General features: G+C 69.0%; 19 protein-coding genes and 5 pseudogenes. 14 read left to right on the top strand and 10 right to left on the bottom strand.

Features of this window, described 5'->3' with window-relative positions; translation table 11 throughout:
- Positions 1-46 precede the first annotated feature (46 nt).
- Positions 47-481: a nuclear transport factor 2 family protein gene (locus tag ACWC2T_RS33835; RefSeq protein ID WP_450674152.1), complete on the bottom strand. Its 435-nt coding sequence runs from the start codon at positions 479-481 to the stop codon at positions 47-49.
- Between the two features lie 1,374 nt (positions 482-1,855).
- Here ACWC2T_RS33835 and ACWC2T_RS33830 point away from each other — a divergent pair.
- On the top strand, positions 1,856-6,601 hold the full coding sequence (locus ACWC2T_RS33830) for an RICIN domain-containing protein (protein WP_450674206.1): 4,746 nt from the start codon (positions 1,856-1,858) through the stop codon (positions 6,599-6,601).
- A 14-nt stretch (positions 6,602-6,615) separates the two neighbouring features.
- Positions 6,616-7,275: a hypothetical protein gene (locus ACWC2T_RS33825; protein ID WP_450674151.1), complete on the top strand. Its 660-nt coding sequence runs from the start codon at positions 6,616-6,618 to the stop codon at positions 7,273-7,275.
- A gap of 136 nt (positions 7,276-7,411) precedes the next feature.
- Here the strand turns inward: ACWC2T_RS33825 and ACWC2T_RS33820 are convergent, their stop codons facing one another.
- The 4 genes from ACWC2T_RS33820 to ACWC2T_RS33805 all read right to left on the bottom strand — a co-directional run bounded on the left by ACWC2T_RS33820 (position 7,412) and on the right by ACWC2T_RS33805 (position 9,539).
- Positions 7,412-7,597, bottom strand: coding sequence for a hypothetical protein (locus ACWC2T_RS33820; protein ID WP_450674150.1), 186 nt, complete (start codon positions 7,595-7,597; stop codon positions 7,412-7,414).
- Between the two features lie 113 nt (positions 7,598-7,710).
- Positions 7,711-8,043 carry a hypothetical protein gene (locus tag ACWC2T_RS33815; protein ID WP_450674149.1) on the bottom strand — a complete coding sequence of 111 codons (333 nt, stop codon included), beginning with the start codon at positions 8,041-8,043 and terminating at the stop codon, positions 7,711-7,713.
- A 470-nt stretch (positions 8,044-8,513) separates the two neighbouring features.
- Positions 8,514-8,885, bottom strand: coding sequence for a hypothetical protein (locus tag ACWC2T_RS33810; protein ID WP_450674148.1), 372 nt, complete (start codon positions 8,883-8,885; stop codon positions 8,514-8,516).
- 174 nt (positions 8,886-9,059) lie between these two features.
- Complete coding sequence (locus ACWC2T_RS33805) at positions 9,060-9,539, bottom strand: SRPBCC family protein (protein ID WP_450674147.1); 480 nt, start codon at positions 9,537-9,539, stop codon at positions 9,060-9,062.
- A 189-nt stretch (positions 9,540-9,728) separates the two neighbouring features.
- On the opposite strand from ACWC2T_RS33805, the gene ACWC2T_RS33800 reads away from it, so the two are divergent.
- The gene (locus ACWC2T_RS33800) at positions 9,729-10,409 is read left to right on the top strand and encodes a CerR family C-terminal domain-containing protein (RefSeq protein WP_450674146.1); all 681 of its coding nucleotides are present in this window, start codon (positions 9,729-9,731) and stop codon (positions 10,407-10,409) included.
- A 112-nt stretch (positions 10,410-10,521) separates the two neighbouring features.
- Here ACWC2T_RS33800 and ACWC2T_RS33795 read toward each other — a convergent pair whose 3' ends face one another.
- Positions 10,522-11,376: a helix-turn-helix transcriptional regulator gene (locus ACWC2T_RS33795; RefSeq protein WP_450674145.1), complete on the bottom strand. Its 855-nt coding sequence runs from the start codon at positions 11,374-11,376 to the stop codon at positions 10,522-10,524.
- A gap of 199 nt (positions 11,377-11,575) precedes the next feature.
- Here ACWC2T_RS33795 and ACWC2T_RS33790 point away from each other — a divergent pair.
- The 7 genes and pseudogenes from ACWC2T_RS33790 to ACWC2T_RS33760 form a co-directional block, all read left to right on the top strand.
- A pseudogene (locus ACWC2T_RS33790) lies at positions 11,576-12,214 on the top strand (SDR family oxidoreductase); the annotation flags it as partial.
- A gap of 23 nt (positions 12,215-12,237) precedes the next feature.
- Positions 12,238-12,381 carry a short-chain dehydrogenase/reductase gene (locus ACWC2T_RS33785; RefSeq protein WP_450674144.1) on the top strand — a complete coding sequence of 48 codons (144 nt, stop codon included), beginning with the start codon at positions 12,238-12,240 and terminating at the stop codon, positions 12,379-12,381.
- A gap of 23 nt (positions 12,382-12,404) precedes the next feature.
- Positions 12,405-12,620, top strand: a complete 216-nt coding sequence (locus ACWC2T_RS33780) for a tautomerase family protein (protein ID WP_450674143.1) — start codon at positions 12,405-12,407, stop codon at positions 12,618-12,620.
- 109 nt (positions 12,621-12,729) lie between these two features.
- Entirely contained in the window at positions 12,730-13,008 is a 279-nt protein-coding gene (locus ACWC2T_RS33775; RefSeq protein ID WP_450674142.1) for a hypothetical protein, read from the top strand.
- A pseudogene (locus ACWC2T_RS33770) lies at positions 12,938-13,093 on the top strand (hypothetical protein); the annotation flags it as partial. The gene ACWC2T_RS33775 and the pseudogene ACWC2T_RS33770, both read left to right, overlap by 71 nt.
- A 43-nt stretch (positions 13,094-13,136) precedes the next feature.
- Positions 13,137-13,250, top strand: a pseudogene (locus tag ACWC2T_RS33765) (IS481 family transposase); the annotation flags it as partial.
- Positions 13,248-13,462: pseudogene (locus ACWC2T_RS33760) on the top strand (IS701 family transposase); the annotation flags it as partial. The pseudogenes ACWC2T_RS33765 and ACWC2T_RS33760, both read left to right, overlap by 3 nt.
- Positions 13,463-13,527: 65 nt before the next feature.
- Here ACWC2T_RS33760 and ACWC2T_RS33755 read toward each other — a convergent pair.
- The 3 genes from ACWC2T_RS33755 to ACWC2T_RS33745 all read right to left on the bottom strand — a co-directional run bounded on the left by ACWC2T_RS33755 (position 13,528) and on the right by ACWC2T_RS33745 (position 16,114).
- Positions 13,528-13,941 carry a MerR family transcriptional regulator gene (locus ACWC2T_RS33755; RefSeq protein WP_450674141.1) on the bottom strand — a complete coding sequence of 138 codons (414 nt, stop codon included), beginning with the start codon at positions 13,939-13,941 and terminating at the stop codon, positions 13,528-13,530.
- Positions 13,942-13,964: 23 nt separating this feature from the next.
- Positions 13,965-14,966 (bottom strand): MDR family NADP-dependent oxidoreductase, encoded by a 1,002-nt coding sequence (locus ACWC2T_RS33750; protein WP_450674140.1) that lies wholly within the window; start codon positions 14,964-14,966, stop codon positions 13,965-13,967.
- A gap of 266 nt (positions 14,967-15,232) precedes the next feature.
- Complete coding sequence (locus ACWC2T_RS33745) at positions 15,233-16,114, bottom strand: NAD(P)-dependent oxidoreductase (RefSeq protein ID WP_450674139.1); 882 nt, start codon at positions 16,112-16,114, stop codon at positions 15,233-15,235.
- A 96-nt stretch (positions 16,115-16,210) separates the two neighbouring features.
- Here ACWC2T_RS33745 and ACWC2T_RS33740 point away from each other — a divergent pair, with 96 nt between their 5' ends.
- The gene (locus ACWC2T_RS33740; RefSeq protein WP_450674138.1) at positions 16,211-16,585 is read left to right on the top strand and encodes a winged helix-turn-helix transcriptional regulator; all 375 of its coding nucleotides are present in this window, start codon (positions 16,211-16,213) and stop codon (positions 16,583-16,585) included.
- Positions 16,586-16,670: 85 nt separating this feature from the next.
- Here the strand turns inward: ACWC2T_RS33740 and ACWC2T_RS33735 are convergent.
- A pseudogene (locus ACWC2T_RS33735) lies at positions 16,671-16,961 on the bottom strand (transposase); the annotation flags it as partial.
- A gap of 323 nt (positions 16,962-17,284) precedes the next feature.
- Here ACWC2T_RS33735 and ACWC2T_RS33730 point away from each other — a divergent pair.
- From ACWC2T_RS33730 to ACWC2T_RS33720, 3 genes are all read left to right on the top strand, one after another.
- Positions 17,285-17,809: a hypothetical protein gene (locus ACWC2T_RS33730; protein WP_450674137.1), complete on the top strand. Its 525-nt coding sequence runs from the start codon at positions 17,285-17,287 to the stop codon at positions 17,807-17,809.
- Between the two features lie 59 nt (positions 17,810-17,868).
- Positions 17,869-19,428: a trypsin-like serine protease gene (locus ACWC2T_RS33725; RefSeq protein WP_450674136.1), complete on the top strand. Its 1,560-nt coding sequence runs from the start codon at positions 17,869-17,871 to the stop codon at positions 19,426-19,428.
- Between the two features lie 198 nt (positions 19,429-19,626).
- On the top strand, positions 19,627-20,991 hold a 1,365-nt coding region (locus ACWC2T_RS33720; protein WP_450674135.1), incomplete at its 3' end, for an ALF repeat-containing protein.

Here is a 20,991-nt window from a genome sequence, read left to right as displayed (position 1 = left end):
AGCGGGTCTCAGCGTGCACCACGGGAAGGCCCGACGAGCGTCGCGGTCAGCGGGTGCCGGCCTCGGCGCGCGCGTAGAACGCGGCGAGCTCGTGGGGGTTCTTGGTGTAGACGTCGACCTTGCGCACCATGCCGTCCTCGACCTGGTGGATCTCAACCATGGTCAGCGGGAACCTCTCACCGGTGGTGTGTGCCGTGAGCATTCCAGTGAGCGTTCCGATAACGCCGGCCGGGCCCTCGAACACCTCGGCGTCAGTGATAGCAACGTCGGCGTAGCCCATCATCGCGCCCAGGATCGACTGCACGAACACCTCGCGGCCCTGGTGCACGCCGCCGTAGGGGAGATGGTTCGGCTCGTCGACGATCACCTCGGGGGCGAGCCTGGCCAGGACACCCGGCAGGTCGCCCTTGCTCAGCGCGTCATACAGCCCTCGCACGACATCCGCGGGGCTCTCCGTCACCGTCTCGATCTGGTTGCTCATTTTGTGTGTCCTGTCAGTGCTCAGGTGCTGCCGACCGGGGCGCGTACGTCCTCGCACCGGTCGGGCTCCGGGGATCGGGGCACGCACCATGCATCGGGAGACGGCCGCAACGAGGGAGTCTTTGCTGTGAGGGGTACTGGCATGGCCCCTCCCCCATCGCGCCGCCTGCCTGCCCTGTCCTCATGGACAACCGGGAAGCAGTCAGGGCATTCCTCCGCTCCCGACGCGACAAGATCACCCCAGAGCAGGCCGGTCTGCTGACGTATGGTCAGCGACGGGGGCCCGGACTGCGCTGGTCCGCGCCGCCCTCTACAGCGAGGACGTCGATCCCGCGTTCCGTCGCCTCGTCGAGAACGCCGCCCGCGCCGAGGTGGGCAGCGTCCCTGATGCAGCGGACCAAGGCGAAGGGGTCCGGACCGCAGCAGAGTTCGTCAGGGCGGTCGAGGACGTCCTCGACGCGGGCGACCAGTCCCGTCCTCGCGACCCCCGATTGATCTGGCCTTCCAACGCCTGAAGAGCTTCGTCGCCGACTACACCGCCTGGGCTCACGCAGCACGCACGGTGTGACACCCCCCGACTTGCCGCAACGGAGCCGGACACGAGGGCGGGCCGCACAAGTTGGTGCGGCCCGCCCTCGTTCGTCGTGCCGGGGGATTGCAGGCAGCAGCGGAGAAGGTCCGGGTCATCGAAGCAGCAGGGTCGAAAATCAGCCATCCTCTACGGTCGACCTATGCCATCGCCTCAGCCGCACACACAGAAAGTCCACAGAAAGTGCAGAGGATTTCCATGATAGTGGAGGGTTGAGGAGCTCGCCGACGGGTGAGCAGTGGAAGCTTTCAGGCCAGCGTCCTGCGGCGCCCCGAAGCGAACGTCTATGCGGGCCGATCTGTGTATGCCTAAGGTGTCGCCGCGCATGACCGGCACCTGACCAGTCCGTCTCTGCGCGCGTCCATCAGCGACCGGGGGAACACCGTCGCTCACGGGGAAGGGTTGCTTCACCATGCCGTCGTACCTGCCGTCGAGGCGTACTGCGCGCCCGTAGGCGTTGATTCGTACGTGCTGCAGCCATCCTGACACGCTGCCGGCAGCAACGTTCGGGCTGCTGCTCCCTGTTCTTCGGCGTTCTTACGGCCAGTCACCCCCCATGCATGAAGAAAGGGATGCACCTTGCACCCCAGATCATGGTTTCGCCTGCCCGGATCACGAAGATCACGGAAGTTCACCGCTGCCGTCACCTCGGTGGCCGCGCTGTCCGTCCTGGCAGGTCTGGCGGTTCAGCCAGGCCTGAGCAGCCTCGGTGGCGATCCGGTCGATGATTCCTACCCCTGGTACAAGGACACCGCCGCAGAGCAGTTGCGCCAGGACCAGTGCCTGATGGCCGACGTGCTGCGCCTGGGCGGTCCGTCGATGGCCGCGACCGCGCAGGACGGTCTCAACCAGAGCGCGGACAAGCTGCATACCCTGGCCAACCGGGACCACTGGGATCAGACGCCGCTCGCCGGCGCGTACCAGAAGGACCGGGATGCGGCGAGCAAGGACCTCGACGCCCTTTCCACGCTCCTGCAGGGGTGGGAAAAGCCCCTGGAGGGCCTCAATACCCCGGCCGGGTTCACCGATACGGACTTCCACTGGCCGCCCGGTACCAGCAACAACGGCCAGAAGACCTTCTATGAACAGACCGGCCTGACGCCCTGGGTCGCCGATCGGTTCTGGAAGAACGACGGCGACTTCTACCAGGACGACACTCCGAAGACGGACGACAAGATGCTCAGGGCCGTCGACGACATAGGCACCTCCCACTACGGCAAGGACCCCGACCCGTCCGGGACCACTCAGCAGGAGTTCAACCGGGCGCTCGCCGAGCACAACGCGTTTGAGTGGATGCACGGCGTGCCCGGGAGCAACGCGGGCGCCGACGACGCGCGTATCTTCCTCTCCTCCGGCGGCTTCCCGCGCACGGCCCCGCAGCCGGACACACCGGAGTTCCGCATCGCGGTGGAGGATGTGAAGTCCCGTTTCGCGGCGTGTGGTTGGCGTGATCCGCTCGACCCGGACAATGTGCTGGGCGATGTCACCTCCACCGCGGCTGGCGAGTGGCAGCAGGAGATATCCTCCCAGGCCGCCCAGCGCAACCAGATCCTGGACGCAAACAGGACCGCGGTCGACGCGCTCACCAAGGGCGCGAAGGCCCTGGGCGAGATGCTGGGGCACTCCTGGATCGCCGACCACCTCACGCGCTGGCAGGACTACTGGCAGCCGGGCGGCATCGGCTGGGTCGGCGACTCCGCCCTGGTCATGCACGTCGAGGCCGCGCAGGGCAAGTGCCTTGACGTACAGGGCAGCGGGACGGCCAACGGCACCCCGGTGCAGATCTACACCTGCAACAACAGCGCCGCCCAGGAGTGGAAGCTCGGGGGCCTGTACGACGGCGGCTACGCCCTGTACAACACCAACGCGCGCAAGTGCCTCGATGTGAGCAGCGGCGACAACGCCAACGGTACGAAGATCCAGCTGTGGTCGTGCAACGGCAGCTCGGCGCAGCAGTGGCAGTTCGACCTCCGCACCGCTGGTGAGCTGCGCAATGCCGCCACGAACAAGTGCCTTGACCTGCACACGTTCACCAACGGCAACGACGCCCAGCTCTACACGTGCAACGGCACCGACGCGCAGAAGATCCGTATCATCCCTCAGGGACATGACGGCGCGGGCCAGCTGTCCTACCCGGACAAAGCCCAGTTCACCAAGGCTTCGGCCGGCATCACCGCGGCCCAGGCCGGGGCGAAGAAGCAACTGGCTGTTCTCCAGACGCAGCTGGCGGCCGTGCAGAAAGCCGCGACCGCCTCGGACACGGCGCTCCAGGCCGCGTACGGCATCGCAGACGCCAACGGCGCACCGCGCGGCCGCGGTCTTCTGGTGGGTCAGCAGAAGGCGCAGGTGACCCGGGGTGCCGTCGCCGCGCTCGCGGCGATGGAGAAGGCCGGCGAGACGGCCGAGGCCGCCACCCGTGCCTCCGCCGGGGACAGCGCGACCATCGCCCAGCGCGCGCTCGCGCAGGCCGCGCAGGTCAAGGCCGAGTTCCGCAAGGAGGCCGCGAAGGCCGCCGAGGAGCAGGCCAAGGCCGCAGCTGACGCGGCGAAGGTGCACCGGGACAACGCCAAGGCGGACAAGGAGACCGCGGAGGCCAAGCTCGCCGACGCGCTGAAGGCCGAGGGCGATGCGAAGGCGGCTGCCGCCGACGCCCACGCCAAGCGGCTCGCGGCCGAGGCCGAGGAGACGACGGCCAAGGCCGAGAAGGAGACCGCCGCCGCCAAGCAGGCCGAGGCCGCCCAGGATCAGAAAGACGCCGACGCCCAGGCGACCAAGGCCAAGGACGCCAAGGACAAGGCCGACACCGCCGAGCAGAACGCCCAGGGCAAGCGGGACGCGGCGGTCAAGGCCAGCGACCACGCCAAGGCCATGCGCGACGACGCCTGGGACGCCGAGCAGAAGGCCGATGCGGCCCGCGCCAAGGCCGACGCCAAGGACGCCTACGCCGACTCCCTGGACTCCGGCGACGCGGCGACCGCCGCCCGCGCCGACGCGAACGACGCGGACAAGGCCGCCGACGACGCCGAAGCCGCCGCCACCAAGGACCGCGCAGACGCGGACGCCGCCACCCAGGCGGCAGCCGACGCCGACGCCGCGGCCACCCGCGCCGAAGCCGCGGCCAAGCGGGCCCGCTCCGACGCGGACGTCGCACAGGCGGACAAGGTGACAGCGGACGCGGCGGTCAAGACCGCCACCAGCGACGCCGCCGACGCTATCAAGGCCTCCCAGGACGCCGCCGACCAGGCCAAGATGGCCGTCAAACTCGCGGACGAGGCCGAAGGGCACGCCAAGGACGCCAAGGCCCAGGCCGACACGGCGAACACGGAGGCCGGCAAAGCCCTGGCGGCCTCGGCGAAGGCTGCCGGCTACGCCCACGTCACCGCCCAGGCCGCCGTGGACGCGGGCAAGGCGGCCAAGCAGGTCGCCGACCCCGCCAACGACGCCGTCCAGCTCGGCGCCCGGTACGTCGACACCGACTCCGCCGCCGGCTTGGTGGTGCTGACCGGGCAGGCGTCGAAGTCCATCGCCGACCAGCAGCAGGCCGTCGCCGACGCCCACGCCAAGAACGCCCAGGCAGAGGCCGACGCCGCCAAGAACCTCGCCGACCAGGCCAAGGGAGATGCCAAGGAGGCCTACCAGCACGCGGCCAACGCCGCCCAGTACGCGGCGGATGCCCGCACCTACTCCAAGCAGGCCCTCGGCTACGCCGCGGACGCCGCCAAGGCCGCAGCAGCCGCCTCAGCGTCCCTGGCCCGCACCATCGACTATGACAAACAGGCCTCCGACGACGCCACAGCCGCTGACACCGCGGCCGGCAATGCCGAAGGCTACGCCAAGGACGCCCGCAACTCGGCCGACGCTGCCGCACTCGACGCCGACGCCGCCCGCGCCGCAGCCGCCCAGGCCGAACAGGACGCCAAGGACGCCCGCGCCGCCGCCAACCGCGCCGATGCGGCCGCGACCGAAGCCGAACAGGACGCCAAGGACGCCGACAAATATGCCAAGGAGGCCCAGGACGCGGCCGACAAGGCCGAAAAGGCGGAGGCCAATAAGCAACGCTCCGAGGGGGCCGGGACGGGCATTCCCGGTGTGTTCGCCGTCCCGGACGAGTCCACCGTCGAGATCGTCAGCTCCAAGCAGATCGGCACATGCCCGGGCATGCCGGAGGCGGCCATCCAGGGCTGCAACGCGATGTACGACCTGGTCGTCACCTACCAGGCCGACTTCTACCTGTGCGCCGACGACCAGGCCCAGGCCACGGCCGACGGGTGCCCGAAGGCGGCGTGGCAGTTCCTTAAGCGGGCGACGCTGAAGAACATCGAGATTGACGGCTGGACGCACAAGTCCTCCGGCAAGGACATCGTCCGCGCCGGATGGCAGAGCCTCTTCGGCGATGTGGCCGGATCGATCCTATTCTCCTTCTTCGCCGAAGACCTGATGGACTGCTTGCACGGCAACAAGACCGCGTGCGCCTGGAGCATCGCCACGTATCTGCCGCTCGAGAAGCCTCTGGCTGCGCTCGCCGACGCGGTCAAAGCAGTGGACGCCTCCATGCGTACCGGCATCGGAGTCGCCGACGCGCTGAAGGCGCTGCGCACGCTGAACGTCGACGCGGAGGCGCTGGCAGGTGTCGAGCGGTCGGCGAGGCTCTCGGAGGAGATGCGGACCGCCTGCGAAACCAACAGTTTCCCCGGCACCACCGAGGTGCTCATGGCAGACGGCTCACACCGGCCCATCAGCCAGGTGGGTGTGGGGGACCTCGTCAGGTCCATGAATCCGGCCACCGGCCAGTTGCAGACCCGGCAGGTCACCGACACCTTCAAGCATGACACCCAGCGGCTGGTGGACATCACCGTTGCCGACGGGGGGAGGCTGACCAGCACCGCCGGCCACAGGTTCTACGTGGTGGACCGCGGGTGGACGCTGGTTTCCGACCTGCACGTCGGCGACCGCCTGCGCACCCCGGACGGTTCCGTCCGCCCGGTGACCGCCCTCCTCGACCGCTCGGGCCTGTCTCCGCGTACGGTTTACGACCTCACGGTCGGCGATCTGCACACGTTCTTCGTGCTCGCGGGCGCCACCCCGATTCTTGTCCACAACTGCAAGGTCGCCTTGGGGTGGCAGAACAACGGGAAGCTCGACGAGTGGGCCGGGCTTCCCGAGAATAAGTTCACCACCTTCTCCAACGTGTCCCCGAAGGACTTCGGGCGGTTGGCGGAAATGGCCATCGCCGACCCGAGCGTGGAGCTGCACGTCAACATGACGGGGCTGGACAAACTCGGAGGCTTCATGGATGCTGCCGAGCGCGGCCTGAAGGCTGGTGAGGCCGGACATGCCACGGACTACGAAATGTCCATGATCGCGAGAGCAGTCGCCAATGGTCAACGCCCGTGGAGTTCGGTGAAGTTCTATTCCCCGTCGGGTCCTGATGGCGCCATGCGGCTGGACCCACCGACCGATATGCCGGATCTGTCGAAGCTGGGGAAACTTGCCCCCGTGAAGGGCTCGGTCATCGGATACTGTCACTGTTGAGGGAACCAACGAGTATGAACACCCCTGGGAAGGACCTGTACCCGGACGTGACCGCATTGGGTGGCCTGGCGCCAGCCATGAGAGAGACAGCGAAGTCGCGCGGATGCGACATCGGGCTTGGGCCCTGGGCCGCCGACGTCGTCAGTATCGAAACAGCGAGGGGTTTCCTGTCGGTCGATATTGCGACCGAGGAACGTCTCTTCCGGTTGAGTGTCCACATTCCCGGGTTCGCCTGGGAGATCGGCTCGACGAGGGATCTCGGATTGCTCGTCGAGGCCGTCGCTGCATGGCGAGAAGGCACACCGCTCGAAGAGTTGGAGGAGAGATTCGAGTTCATGGAGCTCGACGAGTTCGCCAGGGCGCTCGAAAATGGAGAACCGACCTCCTCTCAGTGGTCCGACCTTCTGTCGTCCGAATTCCACCGGCGACAATGGAACCTTCTGCGCCGCCTCCGTGCGGATGAGGTACTGCGGAACATGTTCCCGACGATCACGCACGGTGCCGTGCGCCTGCGCGTTGATCCATTGGACGGAACGAGCCGCCAGGTTCTGGTGCACGAGGTGGACGGGGAACGATATGAGGTCCTGCGCGTCGGGATGTCCGAGGCCGCCTGGGCCGAGGTTCCGACCGGTGATCTGATCGCTTACCTGCGAGCTGCCTTGAACGAAGAGTGATCTCGGCAGACCAATGAGGTCGAACCCCGCCAGGTGATCCCTGGCGGGGTTTCGTCGTGTGAGCTGCCTCGCGAGGGTGGCTGCCCGCCGGACTACGGGCAGCGTTCGCTGCAGGGAGGTTGGGCCCGCTCAGCTGTCAGGAAACTCGGTACTCGGACGGCACGACTGATTCAGTCGCGGGGCCATTGGCCCAAAGCGGCAGGCCGACCCGGTAAAGCCATCCGGCCTTCTCGAACTGCTGACGGTGGAGTCGTCCCTGAATGACCTGGCCATCAGACAGCAGCACCTTGACGGGTACCGGGGTCAGGTCACCAGAGGGCATGCCGCCACGGGAGGCGGCTCGTGGGTCGGCGTAGGCCTGGCCCGACTCGGCTGCCCGGAGTCGTAGCCGCTTCTTCGACGCCCCGCCCGTCCGCCTCACGGTGGCGCCATGTTCTACGGAAGCCAGGACACTCCGGCGGCCGACGGAACATCGTCGTAGCCCTGGCCGGTCCACACCGCCCCGGTGACGGTGGTATCGGGGTCGGCCAGAACTGGCCGGCAGGACTCGTACGACGCTCCGGGCCGGAAGTGCTTGGTTTTGGCCAGCGAGTCGCACTTGTCGAAGGCGCCGATGACATCGAGCCCGTTGGCCTCTGTGCCGTCCTCTAGGAGTCCGGTTGGCGGATCGATGGGGGCGTGGGAGAGGTCGGTTGTGCCGACGTTCTTGATGACGGAGTGCACGTAATACGGTGTGGCCTTGAGCGCGTCCTTGCTCAGCCCAGACAAAACCTTCAGGTCTACCTGGCTTCCCTTCTCTGCGGGTGACCGTCACCTGAAGGGTGCCCTTCATGTCACCGGTGTCGTACTTGAGCAGCGCCGCTTGCCCCAGTTTCACCTTGGTCCCGCCCTTGAGCGTGCCGTCCGCGCTGGTACTCGAAGTCGGTGATGGAGAAGCGGACGAGGGAGCAGCTCCCCCCGTCTTCGTCGGGGAACTGGGGCTGTCGTCGGATCCGCATGCCGCGAGGGTGGCGACGAGGCCTATGGAAAGGGCGAACACGGCCGTGCGGCGCTTGTGAGACATCAAATCCCGTCCTACTGCGGTGGTTTTAAGGAGTTGTTGACAAGCACCATCGCTCGCATCCATGATCACCCATCCGGTGATCACCGCAGCCAGAGGACGCCGCGATCACCTCCGCACCGGTCCGACGATCCGGCCTATGTGCCCGGCCCATGCGAGACGGCGCCCGCCGTCTGAGTCAACGGCGGAGGACGCTGACGACTCGTTCCCTGCCCAGGACGGGAGCATCCTCGCAGCCGGCGGGGGTGACGAGGTAGGGGCCGACCCACTTGCGGGAGTAGCCCGTCGGGTCGGTTGCGTCGGGGTAGGTGTGGCGGTGCGGCCGGACGAACCACTGGTGCCGGTAGATGCGGCCGGCGGTCTCGCGTGCTCCGTGGCCGTCTTCCGGGGCGGGGCGGACGGACTGCCGGAGGGTGATGTAGCAGACCGGTGCGTCGGGGTGCTGGGCGCCTACCCGGCGCAGGCGGCCGCTCGCCGAGGCGCTGCTGCGCTCCGCTGCCCCGGCCGCACAGCTCACACGGGCTGCGCACGGGCCCGAACGGATCACCATGGGGTATACGGCGGAAATCATCGTCACCCCGGCCGTGCGGGAGGTACGCCTCCGACGCTTTGACGCGGAGGTGGGAACGCTGCATCTGGCCTGGAACGAACCGCGCGCTCCTCGCAGGCCATTGACGCATCAGGGAGTTGGTTCCCAGCTCGTACACCCTGTGGTCGGCAGTCGTCAGTTCTTGCGCGTGGGACTGCTGTCGGGGTGGAGCCTGCCGGCTTCATCGAGGTTGTTGAGTACCGCGGGCAGGCCGACGCGCAGCATCTTGCGCCGGACGTGGCCCAGGATCTGGGTCATGAAGAAGCCGCCGGCTCCTTGGAAGCCGGTGTGGTCGTAGGTGAAGCGCGTGCCTGCGGCATGAGGCTCGATCCGGTAGGTGACCTCGGTGGTTTCGCCGCCGCCGTGGTCGGTCCAGGAGTAGCGCAGCAGCCGCGGCTCGTCCGCCTCCAGCACGACGCAGTCGACGATGCCGCTCCAGCCCGGCTTCGGCTTCGCGATGAACTGGAACTCGGTGCCGACGGTGGTGGCGAATCCTTCCGGTCGTGCCCCGGCTCCGGTCGCCGTCCACAGGGGAATGAGCGCCGGGTCGGTGACGGCGCGCCAGACCTTCGTCGCGGAGTGCGGGTAGTCGTGGACGATGTGGATGGCGCTCATGGGCCCCCCAAGGGCGGTGCGGACGTCTCATCCGAGAAGAAAATTACAGCAACTGAAAACATATAGTAACAGTAATAATCTTGTCACTGGACTAGGCTGTCCTGCGTGAGCACGGTGGACTGGACGGGTTGGCGCAGGCAGGCCGGGGAGCCGGCGGCCGAGGGATTGCGGGAGCGGAAGAAGCGTCTGATGCGGCAACGCCTGACGGACACCGCGACCGAGATGTTCCTGGAGCGCGGCTTCGACGGCGTTCGCGTAGCGGAGATCGCCCAGGCGTGCGGAGTCTCGGAGAAGACGGTTTTCAACTACTTCCCCACCAAGGAATCGCTCATCCTGGACCTCGGTGAGACCACGATGGCCGCCCTGCGCACCAGCCTGGCCGAGCCTGGCCGCTGCCCGGTCGAGGCGGTGCTGCGGGTCCTGTCCGACGAGTTGCACGGCATGACGTCCTGGATCGCCGCACAGGACGACCCGGACAAGGCCGCCGCCGTGATCAGGCGCTTTCGGGAACTGACCCGCTCCACGCCCTCACTGCGGGCCTACCACCGCGAGATGACCGACCGGCTCATCGGCGTCGCGGCCGAGGCGCTGGCCCAGCGCACCGGGATGAGCCCGGATGATCCCGAGCCGCAGATCGCGGCAACGGCTCTGCTCGGGCTGTGGCCCATCCAGTTCCGGAGCCTGGGAAAACACCTGCAGAGCGCTCGCACACCTGAGCAGATGCACAAGGCGGTGACCGCCGACGTCCGCCGCGCAGCCAAGGTCATCGAGGCCGGCCTGGCCTCCTGCAAGGCCCTGAGAAAACCGCCGATACACATGCCTTCAACGCACTCTGTACAAGAGCAAGGCGAAGGCATACCGACTCGTTGACACGCGCAGCCACGCCCCCGCCCAGGAGGCTGAGGAACGAACGCAAGCATCTTTGGCAATCCCCGAGCAAGAGGCGAAGCCGGCCGACGGGCCGGTCGTCTTCCCGCGCACCTCATGCGAGCGTCGAGGGTGTCATGTCTTGCGTGCCGATGACGGAGAGCAGGCTCAGTTGGGCCTCGCCCTCTGTGCCGGGTGGGGCACTGAACCACAGCAGGCGCTGGCGTCCGTCCTCGCTGAACAGGCTGTGGCAATCGAGCTCGATGACGCCCAGGGCGGGATGGACGATGCGTTTGTGATCCGTTCGCCGCAGGGCGACGTCGTGGGTGTCCCAGAGGGTGGCGAACTCCTGGCTGTGTCCGCGCAGCGCGGCCACCATTCGGCTCACCTCTCTGTCGCTGCCGCGCCGGGCGGAAACTGCCTGGAGATCGGCAACGAAGACCCGGGAGTGGTGGGGGTGGTCCTCGGGCGGATACAGGCTCCGGGCCGTGGGATCGGTGAACCAGCGGTAGACGAAGCTCGCCTCAGGACCGCGCGGCGCCGGGTGCCGGCCGATGAGGGCGGCGGCCAGCTGATTTTGAACGAGGGTTTCGTGCAGGTCGGTGATGACCTGGGCAGGGGTTGCAGTGAGCTGGTCCAGCAGGCCGAGCAGACCGGGCTGGACATGTGCGGTGGTGCCGTGCGCCGCCGGGGGAAGGGGCCGGTCGGCGAGGTGGAACAGATGGTCGCGTTCGTCGCCGTTCAGCCGCAGCGCCCGGGCCAGCGCGGCCAGGACCTGGGCCGAGGGCTGGGCGCCGCGTCCGCGCTCCGGCTCGGTGTAGTAATCCGCGGACAGCCCGGCCAGGTGGGCGACCTCCTCGCGCCGCAGACCAGGCACCCGGCGCCGCGGGCCGGTAGGCAGGCCGACGTCCAACGGACGGATCCGGTCGCGCCGGGACTTGAGGAACGCAGCGAGTGCGGATTGGTTCACGTCTCCTATCGTCGCGCGCACCGGTGGACGCAAGCCAGGGGATGGCAACCCCTGGGTGGGGACAGCCCTGGCTGGGGCGCGCACACCGAACCACTCTGGAGCCACGAACGGGGCACCGCACCGGCGCCCCCTGGCCGTGATCCATCCGTCGTGGCCTCGAACTGGTACCTATAGCAGGAGTGTTCATGTCTGCCCAGGGATCCGCGGACCACCACACCACCTCCGCACCCCCACCGAGCGACCACGCGTCGCCGTGGTCACGGGCGGCTCCCGCGAGATCGGCCGCGAGACGGCGCGCAGGCTCGCGGCCGACCAATTCGCCGTCCTGATCGGCTGCTGCGCGGCCAACCGTGAACTGGCCGGGGCCGCCGTCAAAACCGTCACCTCCGCCGGCAGCAGAGCGATTGCCGTCCAGGCCGACGTCGCCAACGAGCAACGGGTCACCGCACTGTTCGCCACCACGGGCGTCCGAGTTCGGGGGCGTCGACGTCGTCGTCCATGCCGCCGGGCGGGCTCTGCCGCGGGACCTTCCTCGTCGCCCAGCAAGCCGCGCGGAAGATCTGCAGCCCTGGCGCGTTCGTCACCTTTCCACCTCCGTGGTGGGCCTGGCCTTCCCCGGATACGCTGCCTACAGCGTCGGCAAGGCAGCGTCGAAGCACTCAGCTGATCCTCGCGCGGGAGCTGCGCGGCCGGCACATCACCGTCAACGCCGTGGCCCCCGGCCCCCGCCAACGCTCTGTTCCGCGAGGGCAACGACGAACAGACCAATCGCCCGACTGGGCGGCCCAGCCCCCAACTGGAACGCCTCGGAAACTCCGCCGACATCGCCGAAGTCGTCCAACGGCTGCGGCTCGGCGCCCGGTGCCGACACCCACCGCTACGCCCCCCACAGACATCAGCCCCGACGGCGGTGAAGTCCTCTGCGCGCTGGCCGCCGATGTCCGCGCCGAGTTCTTCCGCCGTGTCGGGCTGGACGACCTGCTCACCGCAGGCAGCTTCCCGTAACCACAGATCGAAAGAGATCCATCATGCCGTTCGCGAACTTCAAGGTCCCTGCCGGAAGCCTCGACGAGAAGCAGAAGGAGATGATCGTCACCCGTACCACCGAGCTGTATGTCGAGATCTACGGCGAACGCGCCCGCGCGAACACCATGGTCCTGGTCGAGGAGGTCATCGACGGCGGCTGGGGCATAGGCGGCAACGTCCTGACGTTGGCCATGCTCCAGCAGCCCACCGGAGACTGACGACTTGTCGATGAATTAGGAGCTGTCCGGTCGATCACCTGACTGTGCACTGAAGAGTGATCAGGGAACCCTGGATCTCGGTCGGACGGCTCGTCGTAGGCTGCGCCCTATGAGTTCGTGGGACGTCTTGCCGGACAGCGAACGGCAACAGTGGACGTTCGATCCGTTCGTGAGCGTGGGTCCACTGCGGTTCGGAATGGGTTCGGGCGAGACCTCTGCTGTGCTCGGCGGCATCCGCGCGACCGTGCGCCACCACGACCCGCATTGGAACATCGCGTGCCACAGCTACCCCAAGGTGATGGCAATTTCACGGCTGTCGCGGCCTGGAGTTCGACGCGAACGTCGTCGTCGCCCCGGAGGAGATCGCCGCAGCCCGCCCCGGCGGTGAGCGCGACCTGTATGTCGCCCTCACACGTGCAACCAAGAGACTGTGCACGATCGCCGTGAATACGGCGTCACAGAACCCCTCATGACGCCTGTGATGGACGCTCGGAGCGGGTACCTCGAGGGGCTGATATGGCGGGACATCCCCACGCCCCGCTGACGCCAGAAGGGCGTCGCCGGTTATGTGAGCGCGTGGACGCCGGGCGTCCGGTCGCGCACGTCGCGGCGGAGGCCGGGCCGGGCCGGTGGGACGGCGTGCTGCCGAGGTGCGGCTGCTGGCCGAGTGGCCCGACGGCGAGGGTGAACCGACCCGCTTCTGGCTGTCCGACCTGCCCGATGACACCCCGATCCCGGACCTGGCCCGCCTGGCGAAGATCCGCTGGCGCATCGAGCACGACTACCGCGAACTCAAGCACGGCCTGGACCACTTCGAAGGCCGCTCCTGGAACGGCTGGCACCGGCCACGTCCGACGCCGTGCATCGGCGGCAGGCTGAATCATGTGCCCCCGACTTGGGAGGGAGATCAGCGCTCAGGCGTAGGTGCAGGCACGTCGTCGCTCTGAGGGATCGGCGATGACCCCTGTGCGGCTGCGGCGAGACCCTGCCGTAGGTGTGTGAGGCGTGTGATCTCTGCGTCCAGGGCCGCAAGGCGATCGGCCACGACGTCACTGAACTCGCCGGGGCGGCCACCGCAGGAGGCAGACGGCTGTTCCCGGACGAGGAGGTCCAGTCGGTGGGCGCGGCGGCGGATGTCCTCCAGGGTCAGGCCCAGCCCCAGGAGGCTGCGGATGACGCGGATGCGGGCCACCTCGGCGACGCCGTATTCGCGCTGGCCGGACGGGGTGCGTGGCGGAGGCGGAAGCAGACCGCGGGCCTCGTACAGGCGCAGAGCGCGCGGGGTGGTTCCGGCGGCTTCCGCTGCCTCGCCGATCCGCATGTCCGCTCCCGTCCCGTCCTGTCTTACAACTCCACGATGGACGCCCCGAAGGAGCGGCCGGCGATCAGTTCGGGCAACGCGCCCGGGGTGCGCTCCATTCCGCGGACCGCCGTGTACGGGAAGTGGATGTCGCCCGCCCGCAGCCAGTCCCCGAAGCGGGTCTCCCACTCGTCCTCGACGTCCGGGTGGTCCACACCGTTGTAGCCGGCGATCGTGATGCCCCTGGTCAGTAGACGGTAGGTGTCGAGCACGGCAGGTGCACTCCCACCCCTTCGGTCCGGGGACAGCTGACCGGCCAACGCACCCACCAGGGCGATCCGGGCGCCGCGGTTTGCTGCCTGGACGGCGGCCGTCAGCAATTCGCCGCCCACGGTGTCCAGGACGACGTCGATGCCGTCCGGCGCCACCTGGGCCAGTCGCCTGCTGACCGGGACTGCGCCGCGTAACACGGAGGCGTCATAGCCGAGTTCCCGCTCCAGCCGCCGGGCCTTGTGCGGTGAGCCGGTGCTGCCGATCACCCGGGTGGCGCCCAGCAGCCGGGCGATCTGGCCGGCCATGGTGCCCACGGCTCCGGCGGCGCCGGTCACGAACACGGTGTCTCCCTCCTGGACCCCGGCCAGCCGGGTCAGCGCGCCGTACGCTGCGGAGCCCTGGGCGAGATGGCCCACCGGGTCGGGCAGGGCGCCGTCCAGCAGTCGGCACTCGGTGGCGGCAGGCGTCGCGTACTCCCGCCAGCCCTGAAGGTGCAGTACCAGCCGCCCCTTCTCCAGCGGCCCGTCGACCACCTCGCCGATCGCGGGGCCGAACAGGGTGTCGCCAGGGTGCAGGGGCGGCAGCGGGACATCGCGTGTCTCGCCCCCGATGAGGGTGCGCAAGCCCGGGAAGACGAGAAAATGGGTGTTGCGGACGAGTACCTGGCCGTCCTCAGGACGGGATATGGGCGCTTGTACCAGGGTGAAGTCGTCCGGAGTCGGCAATCCATCGGGGCGGCGGACCAGGCGTACGAGACGGTGAGTCGCATTCATGGTCGGACGCTAAGCCCTGCCCCATGGGGCAGGGGCAAGGCCCAGCGCCACGAGGTTTCCGAACACCGGCCACACAGCTCTACTGCCGGTCTGTGTTCCAAAACCCCTGTGCACCGCGGATGTGACCAGAGGGAATGGAGATACCGCCCCGCGATCGAACCTCGGAGGTCAAAACTCAAGCTGGGGCGTGATGTGAAAGTGCTGGTCACAGCGTCTCGTTGAGGACTTTGACCAGCACGGTCGCCTCTATGGCGGCGAGTGGCTGGTCAGTGCACCAGCAGGTCGATCACGCCCGTCAGGTCCTCCTCGCCGCTGCCCTCGGCCAGGCGGCGACGCATCAGCTCGAAGTAGGGGCTGAGCAGTTCCGGGCTGACACCCTGCTGCTCGGCGGTGCTCAGGAAGGTCGGCGTGCCGGCCACCTGCATGGCGAGGTTGGAGACGACACCCTTGGTGTAGTCGCCGCTCCGCAGCTGGTCGGCAGTCTGGTGAACCGCCGGGGCCATCGCGACGAGCCAGTCGGCGAGCAGTGGGGCGAGCGCCGCGGGGTCGATGTCCTCCCTGCGGATCAGGGCGAAGGCGTGCGCGGCACCGGCGAACATCCCGTACATGGCGCTGAGCAGGGCCACGTCGTGCAGGGCCGCGAAGCCCGCGTCCTCGCCGACGTAGGTGGTGCCCGCCGGGACGGCCAGGGTCTCCTGGTGCCGCTCGTACAGCTCCCGCGAGCCGCTGTAGAAGACGTAGCCGCCGGCCTCCGGGACGCCGATCATCGGCGGGACGGCCATGATCCCGCCGTCCAGGCAGCGGGCGCCGCGCTCGCGGGCCCACTCGGCGCGGGCGCGGGCCTGGGCAGGGGTGCCGGTGGTCAGGTTGACCAGGTCCCGGCCGGCCAGGTCTGTGCCGGCCAGCACCTCCTCGACCGAGGCGTCGTCCAACAGACAAACGATGACCAGGGGGTTCGCCGCGACCGCCTCAGCGGCGCTGTCCGCGACCCGTGCCCCCTCGGCGGCGAGTGCCGCGGCGCGGGCCGGGGTGCGGTTCCACACGGTGAGCGGGTGGCCGGCGGCAAGCCAGGTACGGGCCAGCGCGCTGCCCATCGCGCCGAGGCCCAGCAGCGTGACGGAAGGCTTCTCAACAGTGTTGTGTGCCATGCGGATTAGGCTGGTCACAGGCCCGCAAGTGATCAAGTACGCACTTCGGAGTGGGTGGTTACCCCGGGGTGAGCGAGCACGTCGGAAGGGTGGGGCATGACGACGCTGAACCGACCGAGCGCACCAGACGGACACGTCTGCGGGATCGACACCGCAATGGAGGTGATCGGCGGCAAGTGGAAGGTGCTGATCCTCTGGGCGCTCCACGAGCACCCCTACCGCCGCTTCGGCGAGCTGCGCCGGCTGCTTCCCGGAATCACCGAGAAGGTGCTGGCCTCTCACCTACGGGAGCTGGAAGCGGACGGCGTCGTGCGCCGCGTCGCCTACGACGAGGTGCCGCCCCGCGTCGAGTACTCGCTGACCGAGGACGGTATGCGCCTCAACGACGCACTCCAGCCGCTGGCCGCCTGGGGACGCGAGCGGCCGACCACTCGAGGGCTGGAGGAGAAGGCGGGCCAGGCTCTGTTGTGAACGTGCTGGTCACAGCCATTCGTTGATGGCCGTGACCAGCACGGTCGCCTCGTAGCGGACCGCGAGTTTGATGCCCCTACGGATGTCAAGCTGCCAGGACCTGGTCCCGGGGCTGAGCATGCGCTTGCATGATGATCGCGTAGAGCTCTCGGGCGACGCAGCGTTTCAGGCAACCGCCGAGACGGTACCGCCATCCTCGCAGTCGTATCGCGTGGCCACCGCCCGGTGGCGTTTCAGCCGGTTGATGTTCCAGGATCCGCTTCCATGTTCCGTTGCCCTGCCGTCGCCGGGACAGGTCGTACACCCGGTCCCACGGGCCGTATCGCTCGGGCACGTCCCGCCAGGGCGTTCCGGCGCGGGTGCGCCACCGTATGCCTCGATCAGCTGCTGCCTGTGTCCAGGTATTCGTCTGAGTGCACCACCGAGTACGAAGCCGGCCCGTGCGCCGAAACCCTCAACGCCCGGCCCTGGACGACCACTTGGCTCCAAGAGCTGCATCACGCGGCTTGCCGGCCCGTGCGTAATGGTGATTCATCCGTCGAGGTTCCGTGAATATCTCATGAAGATGGTCACGTTGCCTTCACGTCTTTCACCGCATTAGCGTCGCACCCGACCACTTATTTTTGTTTTACATCTGTGCAGGGGGGACCGCAGATGTTGTTCCGTCATGCCGTCGCCCGTGCCTGGAAAGGAATTCGGGTGACTCCTCGTATGCGCAGGATGCTCCCGGTCGCGGGGGTTGCTGCCGTCCTGGCGCTCGCCGGCACGCCGATGCTCGCGTCCGCCGACCCGCAGCCGACCGGGGGAACTGCCGGGGCCACGCCGCCGTCCGCGGTGGAGGACTACGCCTACCCGAACGCGGATCAGATCCAGCGGGACAAGGGCATCAAGCTGATCAAGGGCGATGGACACATCACCCTCGCCGCGTGCGACGACTCCGCTCAGCAGATCAAGGTTCTGACCGTGCAGGGACAGAGCGGGGATGCTCAGGGCGCGTACTGCTTCAAGGCTTCCGCGAAGTCGGGGTATCTGACGCTGGAACTGCCGCGGGTGTTCGCGCTGGAGACCGCCGACCACCCCATCAGCGCCGACTTGCGGCCGCAGGCGGATCCCTCGGCGCCGGTGAAGACGGTGACCGTGGACAAGAACGGCTACCAGAGCGTGGGTGAGGGCGCGGCCGGTGGTGCGCCGTCCGTGCTGCTGGAGTTGCGGGTCACCGGCTGACCGGCCCGCCTTCCGCTGCCTCTTTCACCCCTTCTCGCACGACAGCAAGGAATATGTTCATGTCTGGCTTTCGTCCGCGCACCGCGTGGACCGGCGGCCTGATCGCCGCCACCTCGCTGGCCGCCGCCGCTCTGAGCGCCGCACCCGCCACCGCCGTGTCCGGCCCGACCGCTTCTGCCACGGTCTCGGCCGCCACCGCCCGCCTCGATGTCGGCGGCCAGCACGGCTGTTCGGCCACCCTCGTCGCCCCGCAGTGGCTGCTGACCGCCGCGAGCTGCTTCACCGACACCCCCGGCGGCGCCCTCGCCTCGGGTGCGCCGAAGCTGAAGACGACCGCCACCATCGGTGGCAGTGCCCAGCAGGTGGTGAACCTGGTGCCGCGCACGGACCGGGACGTGGTGATGGCCCAACTGGCCAAGCCCGTCAGCGGTATCACCCCGATCCCGGTAGCGGCGGCTGCGCCTGCCGCCGGGGACGAGGTCCAGGCCGCGGGGCTGGGGCGTACCCGGGACGAGTGGGTGCCCGACCAGGTCCACGCGGCCGCGTTCACCGTCCAGAACGGCGCCGCCGCCACGCTCGATCTGGCCGCAAAGTCGGACGGTGCGGCGATCTGCAAGGGGGACACCGGCGGTGGGGTGCTGAGCACCACCGGAGCGCTCGTGGGTGTCAGCAGCCGGTCCTGGCAGGGCGGTTGTCTGGGCACCGACCCGGCCGAGACCCGCACCGGCGCGGTGGCCGCCCGGGTCGACGATCTGGCCTCCTGGGTGCAGCAGGTCGCCTACGCTCCCGTCTTCGCGGCCGCCCCGTGGAAGCACGCCGTGCAGATCACGGCCGGCTACTACGCGGGCGACTCCGCGAACGGCACCCGCCACATGGACCTGATCGTCGTCTGGGACGACGGCAAGGTCACCCTCTACCAGGGCGGCTACGGCAACGACCCCGCCCGCCCCTTCGCCGCCGAACACCAGCTCATGCCCACGAAGAGCATCTGGACCCACGCCGTCAATGTGACCGGCACCAACACCGGCGGCGGCACCGACGGAGTCGTGGTGCGCTGGTCCGACGGTGAGATGACCCTCTACACCACGGTCGATGCCAAGGGCTTCCACGGCGAGAAGCAGCTCGCCCCGCCCCACACCGCCGAATGGCAGAACGATGCCCAGCAGCTGACCGCCGGCCGCTTCACCGCCAACGGCCTGCGTGACGACCTGCTGGTGACCTGGAAGGACGGCCACGTCTCCGTCTTTGACGACCTGGCGGCCAACGGGCTGAAGAAGCAGACCCAAACGGTCGCCAAGAACAACACCTGGCCCTACGCCGAAAAACTCGCCACCGGCTCCTTCACCGGCAAGACCACCGATGACGTGCTGGTGCGCTGGATCGACGGCGAGACCACCATCTACCCCGGCATGACCGGCAAGGCCCTGCCCGGCGAGATCAGGATCCGGCCCGCCAAGTCGGAGTGGAAGGACGCCGCCGTCGTCACCGCGGGCGCCTTCAGCGCCAACACCACCGCCAACGACATCCTCGTCCGCTGGAACGACGGCCACGTCAGCCTCTTCACCGGCGTCGACGCCAAGGGCCTCCACGACCAAGTGCAGCTCGCACCCGCCGGCTGACGTGCCCGACGGCCTTTGACGAGGCGGCCCCGGTACGACCCGCGGGCCGCCCCTCAGGCATCCCACTGCGCAGCGGCCGACGACCCATGACCACGGTCACGGCCAGGCCTGTGCGCCCCCCGACAACCGAAGACACGAATCGAGTCCGCTGTGACACATCCACGACGCCCACGGCGCGTGGCAGCAGGAGCCCAGCGCGTGACCCGCGTGCTGTGTCTGGCCCTGCTGCCCAGCGCGCTGGTACTGGGCCTGCTGGGACCCGCACCCTCCCCGGCCAGAGCCGACGGCACCACCCCCACGGACACCGGTATCTCCGGTGCGCTCCCGGACACCGACCGCGCCAAGGTCGTCCGCCTGTGGGAGACCGGCGGCCCCGGTGTGCGGGCCGCCGCCGAGGTCGCTCTCGTCGGCAGTGACGACGACGTCAAGAACTTCCTCTCCCAGGCCTCCGACATCGCTGTCCAGGACGAGCGGGTGGCCGTCGCCCAGTACGCCAGCGTCGGCGGACTGAGCCTTCAGGACGCCGCCCGCAAGGCGCTCGACGGATCGCCGGACGATTTGAAGGCGTTCTTGAAGGACGGCTGGAAGGCGCCGCTGGAGCAGGACCAGCGGGTCCGCGTCGCCCAGATCATCGACGCGGGCGGCCCCGAGGTGCAGAAGGCCGGCCGCGCCGCGCTCAACGGCACCCCCGAGGACATCAAGACCTTCCTCGACAACGACCAGTACAGCGACCGGGAGCAGGACGAGCGGGTCGAGGTCGCCCAGATCATCGCGGCCGGCGGGCCGAACGTCCAGGCGGCCGGCCGTATCGCGATCAACGGCACCGCTGACGACATCCACGAGTTCCTCCAGGTCGGCCAGTACGTGTCCCGTGCCCACGACCAGGAGCACGCCACGATCGCGCAGCTCGCCGACCAGGCGGCCAAGGCGGGCAAGCTGGCCGGGCAGCAGACCCGGGCAGCCAAGGACGCCTCCGCCCGGGCGGTGACCGCGGCCAAGCTCGCCAAGCAGGCGGCGCAGAAGGCCGAGGCCGAGACCGAGGCCGCGCACAAGGACACCCAGCACGCGGCCGCCGCCGCTGCCCGGGCGGCGAGCGCGGCGAAGCAGGCCGCCGACGCGGCGCAGACGGCGATCGACGCGGCCAACGCCGCCACCGACGCGGCGCGAGTCGCTGCCAACGCCGCCTCCGCGGCCGCCGCGGCAGCCGACGGTGCGGCCCAGGCCGCCTCCCAGGCCCGGGACGCCGCCGCGAACGCGGCCGTCGACGCCGGCCAGGCAGGCGCCGCCCGCAAGGCGGCCCAGCAGGCCCGGGACGCCGCCGCAGGCGCCCGTGCCGCCGCGCAGGCCGCCGACTCGGCCCACACCGCGGCCGCTCAGGCCGCCGACGCGGCCAAGGCGGCCAGCGGTGCGGGCAGCGATGCCACCGATGCTGCGAACGCGGCCGACCAGGCCAACACCCTGGCCGACGAGGCCGGCGCCCACTCTGACGAGGCCGCGAACGCCGCGGCCAGCGCGCACCGGCACGCCCGGGAAGCGGCGCGTGCCGCCGACGCCGCCGAATCG

It is taken from the genome of Streptomyces sp. NPDC001393 (assembly GCF_053597455.1).
This window is presented reverse-complemented; position numbering and strand designations above follow the sequence as displayed.